Origin of the sequence: Pseudovibrio sp. WM33, assembly GCF_001623165.1 — a bacterium.
In the GTDB taxonomy this organism is placed as follows: domain Bacteria; phylum Pseudomonadota; class Alphaproteobacteria; order Rhizobiales; family Stappiaceae; genus Pseudovibrio.
The window spans coordinates 1-6,506 of sequence record NZ_LMCK01000056.1; the positions used below are offsets into that span (position 1 = coordinate 1).

Sequence of the window (6,506 nt, forward strand, 5' to 3'; positions counted from 1 at the left end):
GAACGGTTCGGGCGCCACGAGCTTGGGCGTGGCGCCCGAACCAACCCAGCCTAATAACAACAAGCTGGAGGGTATTTTGGGTAAGTCGTTACAAGAGCACACATCCTATATTTCCACCGCCTTTCGTAAACTTTATCGGGCGTTTTGGGGCATTGGTGGCATCAGCATGTTAATCAACCTGCTTATGCTGACTGGCCCTTTGTTCATGCTGCAGATCTATGATCGCGTCTTATCCAGCAGTTCTGTTCCAACACTTGTTGTTCTCAGCCTGTTTGTGGCTGTGCTTTATATCTTCTACGGAATTCTAGATGGTCTGCGGAACCGGCTGTTGCTGCGTGTTGGTCAACACGTGGATGAGCAGCTCACCGGTCTGGCATTTGAAACTTCGACCCGTGTCCCGCTGGTTATGGGCGCTGAGGGCGAACGCTCCAGGCCTGTCAGCGATCTGGACTCGATCCGGCAGTTTCTGTCCGGCTCCGGTCCTTCCGCGATCTTCGATATGCCATGGATGCCGCTCTACTTGGGCATCGTGTTTCTGTTTCATCCGCTTTTGGGCACCACGGCTCTCATTGGGGCATTGTTCATCTGTGCCTTGATTGCGCTGAACGAGTTGTCCTCTCGTCGTCCGGCTGCAAACACAGCTGTTGAAGCCAACAAGCGGACCACATTGATTGAAGCGTGCCGCCGCAATGCAGAGAGCATTGAGGCCATGGGCATGATCGACCATTTGCGTGATCGTTGGGAGGACAACAATGATGTCTTCCTTGGTCGTCAGCGGGCTGCATCCGACCGGTCAAACATCTTCACCACCATGATCAAGACCCTGCGGTTTATGCTGCAATCCGGTATTCTTGCCCTTGGCGCGTGGCTGGTCATTCAGCAGGAAGTCTCAGCAGGCGTTATGATCGCGTCGTCCATTATGACGGCCCGTGCGCTGGCTCCGGTTGAGATGGCAATCGTCAATTGGCGTGGGTTTATTGCCGCCAGAGTTGGCATTTCGCGGCTTCAGGAAATCTTCGCCTCTCAAGCAAAGGCAAAAGAGCGGGTGTCCATTCCATTCCCGCAAGCATCTGTCACAGTAGAAGGTTTGTTCTGCGGACCAATCGCGGCCAAAGACGCCTTCGTCAAAAACGTTTCTCTGGAACTGAAAGCTGGCGATGGTCTGGGCATCATTGGACATTCGGGGTCCGGGAAGTCAACGCTGACGAGAGCGATGGTCGGCATCACCAATCCTCTGAAAGGCTCGATCCGCTTTGATGGCGCTGAGCTTGACCAGTGGAGCGCGATGGATCGTGGTGATTTCATCGGCTATCTGCCGCAGGACATTCAGCTCTTTGACGGCACCATTGCCGAGAACATCCAGCGTTTCAAGCCGGATGAAGACAGTGACAAGCTGATTGAAGCCGCCCGCATGGCCAACGTGCACGACCTGATCGTGAGTTTGCCAGAAGGCTACAACACAGTCATCGGCGCAACTGGCAACGGCCTTTCTGGTGGTCAGCGGCAGCGGATCGCACTGGCTCGCGCGCTTTATGGCAACCCGTTTCTGATCGTGCTGGATGAGCCGAACTCCAATCTGGATGCGCAAGGCGAAGCTGCTCTGACCAACGCAATCCACGACATGCGTGAGCGTGGCTCCATTGTCATCGTGGTAGCACACCGTCCGGCAGCAACGTCAGCAGTCGATCAGATCCTTGTGATGAATGAGGGTGAAGCGGAAGCCATTGGTGCAAAAGACAAGATCATGAAGCAAGTGATAGCTCCGCTTCGCAAGCCGCAGGAGGTCGTGTTAAATGGCTAGAAATATCGACAATTACTACGATATCGGCGCAAGCATCACCCGTCACCTCAAATGGGGCGGTGCTCTGGCAGCACTCCTCATCTTCGGTGCAGGCACTTGGACGGTTGTGACGGAAATTTCCGGCGCGGTTGTTGCTCCGGCAACCATCGTCGTTGAAACCAGCACCAAGAGTGTGCAGCACCGCGATGGCGGCATCGTCAATCAGATCCTCGTCAAGAACGGCGATCCGGTGAAGGCCGGAGATCTGGTCCTGCGGTTGGATGATACCCTCACCCGCTCCAACTTGGCCGTGCTGACCAATCAGCTTGATGAGCTTTATGCGCAGGAATCCCGACTGACCTCTGAGATACAGGGCCGCACTGAGATTACCTTCAAGCAACGGGCGAAATCTCCCTTGCACCGTGCGCATCTGATGATGATTGAAGAAACCCAGCGCAACATGATGGAAGCGCGGCAGAAAAATCATCTGAGTAAGAAAGAGCAGCTGGAAACCCAGATCGGCCAGTTTGAAAAGCAGATCGACGGCCTAGAGCTGCAGCGGGATGCAAAACAGAACGAAGTGGACCTGATCAACACCGAACTGGGTGGCTTGGAATCTTTGCGTAAAAAGAAACTGGTGACCGAGTCCCGTGTCATGGCGTTTCAGCGTGAGCGCAGTTCTCTGGAAGGTGAACTTGGCGGCATCATTGCCCAGATCGCACGCTCTGGTGAGGCGATCAGCGAACGCCGGGTTATGATCATACAATCGGACGAGGAATTGCGCTCCAACAATCTGGAACAATTGCAACAGACCCGTGCCCAGATCTCTGAGCTGGAAGAGCGGCGCATTGCAGCGCAGGACGAGCTTCGCCGGACGGAAATAAGAGCTCCTCAAAATGGCAAAGTGTTTGATCTGGCCATTCACACCATAGGCGGCGTCATCATGGGCGGCGAAGTGGTGATGAAGATCGTGCCGGAAGAAGACCAGCTCATCGTGGAAGCTAAAGTACAGCCGGTGGATGTGGATCAGATCAACCCCAATCAGGAAGCAACTATTCGCCTGCCCGCGTTTGACAAGCGCACCACACCGGAACTTAAGGCGCGGCTGAAGACCATTTCGCCCGATCTGGTGCAGGATCCCCGCACAGGTAGTACCTATTATCTGGCCGAGCTGGCCATTCCTGAAGAGGAACTGGAGCGTTTGGAAGGCAAATCCCTCATTCCGGGCATGCCGGTTGAGGCATTCATCAAGACAGAAGACCGGTCTGTTCTGTCCTATCTGATTAAACCAATGATGGACCAGATCGCACATGCGATGAGAGAGACTTGATTCTCCTGGGGCTGATCCGGGCATATCTCCGAAAGATGGGTTTTCAGGCAAGGATATACCCAAAAGCCATAGCCCCAGTGTGTTGTGAGAAGTTGAAGCAATGGCCGCTCCTGTTGCTTCAGAAATCTCCTCCCGAGAGCCCGGAACCCTAATTCCGGGTAGGTGAAGACCCGTGTGGTGCTATGCCGCCGCCCTGTGCGAGTACTACACGGGCTCTTTCCCTCGCAAACGCTTGACGAAATCTCTAGCCTAGAAATTTCTATTTGCTGATATATGAATAGACTTCAGGACGGTGGTGCTTTGGGTCTTATGTCGATCCCAAGGCTTCACAGAGGTTGATCATTGTTTGAAATCCGGGCGGACGGGCAACATATTGACGAGTTTAGCAAAACAAGGGCTGGAAAGCCGCGCAATTCAAGTTCCTCCATCCATCACGCGAGAGCTGGCAAATGCTGCCATGAGCGTGGAGGGCCTAATTCCTTTGTGGTTCGGGGAGCCAAACATCCCCACCCCAAAATTCATTTGTGATGAGGCGGCACGGTCCTTGTCTGCAGGAGAAACGTTTTACGCAGAAGGCCTCGGACGGCCTTATTTGCGAGAGGCGATCTCAGGCTATATGAGCGAGCTTTACAACAAGCCCATTGGTGTCGACCGTGTTGCGGTCACCGTCTCCGGCGGCAATGCGCTCAATCTGGCCTTTCAGTGTGTGCTGGAAGAAGGTGATACGGTTGTCACATTGACGCCCGCTTTCCCAAACCTGCTCTCCATTCCCAAGCTACAAGGTGCCCGCACGGTTACCCATTCCCTCGAGGTCAAGGACGGTAAGTGGTCGCTAGATGTGGAAGCATTTCTGGAAACGGCCAAGGGTGCAAAGGTGGTGTTGCTCAACTCACCTTCCAACCCCACGGGCTTTATGCTGACCAGAACCGAGATTACGCGGATCATGGAAGTTCTGCGTGAGCGCGGCACATGGTTGATCTCTGATGAGGTTTATGCCCGCACCGTTTACTCCGGCAAGGCAGCACCATCGTTTCTTGAGGTGTCAGAGCCGGAAGATCGCCTGATCGTGGTCAACTCCTTCTCCAAATCATGGGCCATGACTGGCTGGCGTCTGGGCTGGCTCACTTTGCCGCCAAGCCTGACACCGGTTGTTGAGAAGATTGCTGAGTTTTCCATTGCCAGCGCCCCACCGTTCTCTCAGCGGGCCGCTGTGGTCGCGCTTCAGCAAGGCGAAGAGTTCGTTGCTCAAATGGCGCAAAACTATAAGCATGCACGGGATCTGGTGTGCTCAGGCCTACTCGCCCATGAGGGGGTGACCTGCCCTGTGCCGGAAAGTGCGTTTTATGCTTACTTCAAGGTGGAGGGCGTGACGGATTCCGTTGCTTATGCCCGCATGTTGATTGAGGAAGCCAAGGTAGGCCTTGCCCCGGGGGATGCGTTTCTTGTTGGTGACCCCGGCTGGTTCCGCCTCTGCTTTGCGCAGACGGATGAGCAGCTTAACGAAGCGTTGGACCGTCTTGCGCCGTTCCTCGCCAATGCACGGGAAACGGTGTGATCCTGTAAACTAAAACCAGTGATAGGAGGGCAGCGTTCCTCCTATTGTATTGAGAATGAGAGGTTCGATCTTCTCAAAGAGCTTTTCATTATTGGAAAGTACCACAATCCCCATATCCTCCTGCGGATAGCCAACCGTGTAGGAGCGATAGCCCGGATTGCTGCCCCAGTGCCAGATGGAGCTGTTTGGCTTAGTGGCCTGAAGCCCCCACCCCATAGACCAGCCGATTTTGCTAGTCACAGTCTTGTAGGTTTGCAGCATGCGCTCTTTCAGCTCGGGCTCTGCAGCCTCATCCATCATAGCAACCAGAAAGCGGGCATAGTCTCCAGCCGTCGTGTGCAGGCTCCATGCTGCATTGCCGATGGCGGGTTTCCGCTTGTCTTTTATCTGGTCGCCATTTGCATCATACCCAAAGCGGATGCGGTAATCATAAGCCCGCTGCCAGAGATAGCTGGTGGACGACATGCCAAGCGGCTCGAATACATGGATGCGCGCCAGCGTCTCAAGGTTCAGCCCCGTCCGCCTTTCCAGCACCTCCTGCAACAAGGCATAGCCGGAACCGGAATAGGTAAACTCCGTGCCCGGATCAAACCGCAGTTTCAGCGGATCTTTCTCATCAAAGTTGGCAAGGCCGGAGGTATGAGAGAGCAGCATACGAGCGGTGATGCGTTTCAGTCGAGAGTCAGAGCCTTCAAACAGATCAGGGGCGTACTGGTAGAGCGGGCGCTCCAGGGACAGGATATCCAGATCCACCAGTTTCAGCGTCAGATAGGCGAAGACGGGTTTGCCGAGGGAGGCAACTTCAAAAATCGGCTCTTGCGCCCCAACCACAGTTTTACCTCTGCTCGATTTGTCGTAGAGACGGATAAATTCGACCCTCCCCTGACGAACCACCGCCACGCTCAGGCTTGCATCTGGATTGCTGCGTTGGATACCTTTTGCGTGCTCGTCCAGCTTTGCAATCATATCTGCTTGTGGGGCTGATTTTTGCAGAGGCGTGGAGTCATTGCAGCCACTGAGCGCCAGAAGTCCTGCCAAAACTGTTAGTGTTCGTAGATGCATCAAGAAGCCGTTTTAAAATCAGGTGGTGCCAAGGTGTCTATGCAAATCGCCGGGGCATCGCTCCGGTTTCCCTTGGAGCATACGCCTAAGAAGATGAATGAGAGATTGGTCTGGGCGGTTAATTTTGGCCAAACCTCTAAGCAAACAAAATGGCACCAATGCGTCAGGTTGTAATTTGCTACGAAAGATACAACCTCGGACCCATCAGAAAAGTCGAAATAGCTGTTGACCTCAACTTAGCTTGAGGACTTAAAAGCCCTGTTGTGAAACCGGAACCTTACATGTTTCGGTCAAAGAACAGAATGAGCTGATCATGAAAACAATTGCTAGTTTACCCCTTGGAACCTTGATGATTGCCGCTGCCGGCATGGCACATGCAGAAGGTTTGGAGCGCATCAACCCATCCACCATTTTCGATACCAGCCCTTGGGGCTTTACGCAGGTTGTTGTGGCTCCCTCAAACGCAAAAACGGTTTATATTTCAGGTCAATTCAGCGGCGACATCGACGGGAACGTTTTGGGTAAAACGGTTGGCAAACAAGCCGAGATTGCCTTCTCTAATCTGCGTAAGGCGATTGCAGCCTCTGGAGGAAAACCAGAGCATGTGGTCAAGATAAAAGTGCTTGTTGCCGGTCATGGTGAAGATAAACTGCATGCGATTAAGGAACAGGCGGATAAACTTTTCGGGCAGCACCTTCCTGCCAGCACACTCATCCCCGTCGACCGTTTGGCATTGGACGGTGAGCCTCCCCCTTTGAAGTGGTCCACGCCTATAGTTA

5 protein-coding genes are annotated in these 6,506 nt (G+C 53.9%); 4 read left to right on the top strand and 1 reads right to left on the bottom strand.

The window, feature by feature from the left end; translation table 11 throughout:
* Positions 1-28: 28 nt before the first annotated feature.
* The 3 genes from PsWM33_RS11145 to PsWM33_RS11155 all read left to right on the top strand — a co-directional run bounded on the left by PsWM33_RS11145 (position 29) and on the right by PsWM33_RS11155 (position 4,665).
* Positions 29-1,801 carry a type I secretion system permease/ATPase gene (locus tag PsWM33_RS11145; RefSeq protein ID WP_082826973.1) on the top strand — a complete coding sequence of 591 codons (1,773 nt, stop codon included), beginning with the start codon at positions 29-31 and terminating at the stop codon, positions 1,799-1,801.
* The gene (locus tag PsWM33_RS11150) at positions 1,794-3,110 is read left to right on the top strand and encodes an HlyD family type I secretion periplasmic adaptor subunit (RefSeq protein WP_063300262.1); all 1,317 of its coding nucleotides are present in this window, start codon (positions 1,794-1,796) and stop codon (positions 3,108-3,110) included. Before PsWM33_RS11145 ends, PsWM33_RS11150 begins: the two co-directional genes overlap by 8 nt.
* Positions 3,111-3,483: 373 nt before the next feature.
* Positions 3,484-4,665 (top strand): pyridoxal phosphate-dependent aminotransferase, encoded by a 1,182-nt coding sequence (locus PsWM33_RS11155; RefSeq protein ID WP_063300263.1) that lies wholly within the window; start codon positions 3,484-3,486, stop codon positions 4,663-4,665.
* A gap of 9 nt (positions 4,666-4,674) precedes the next feature.
* On the opposite strand, the gene PsWM33_RS11160 is transcribed toward PsWM33_RS11155, so the two are convergent.
* A complete protein-coding gene (locus PsWM33_RS11160; RefSeq protein WP_063300264.1) occupies positions 4,675-5,727 on the bottom strand; it encodes a serine hydrolase domain-containing protein in 1,053 nt (350 codons plus the stop codon).
* Between the two features lie 313 nt (positions 5,728-6,040).
* Here PsWM33_RS11160 and PsWM33_RS11170 point away from each other — a divergent pair.
* On the top strand, positions 6,041-6,506 hold a 466-nt coding region (locus tag PsWM33_RS11170; protein WP_063300267.1), incomplete at its 3' end, for a RidA family protein.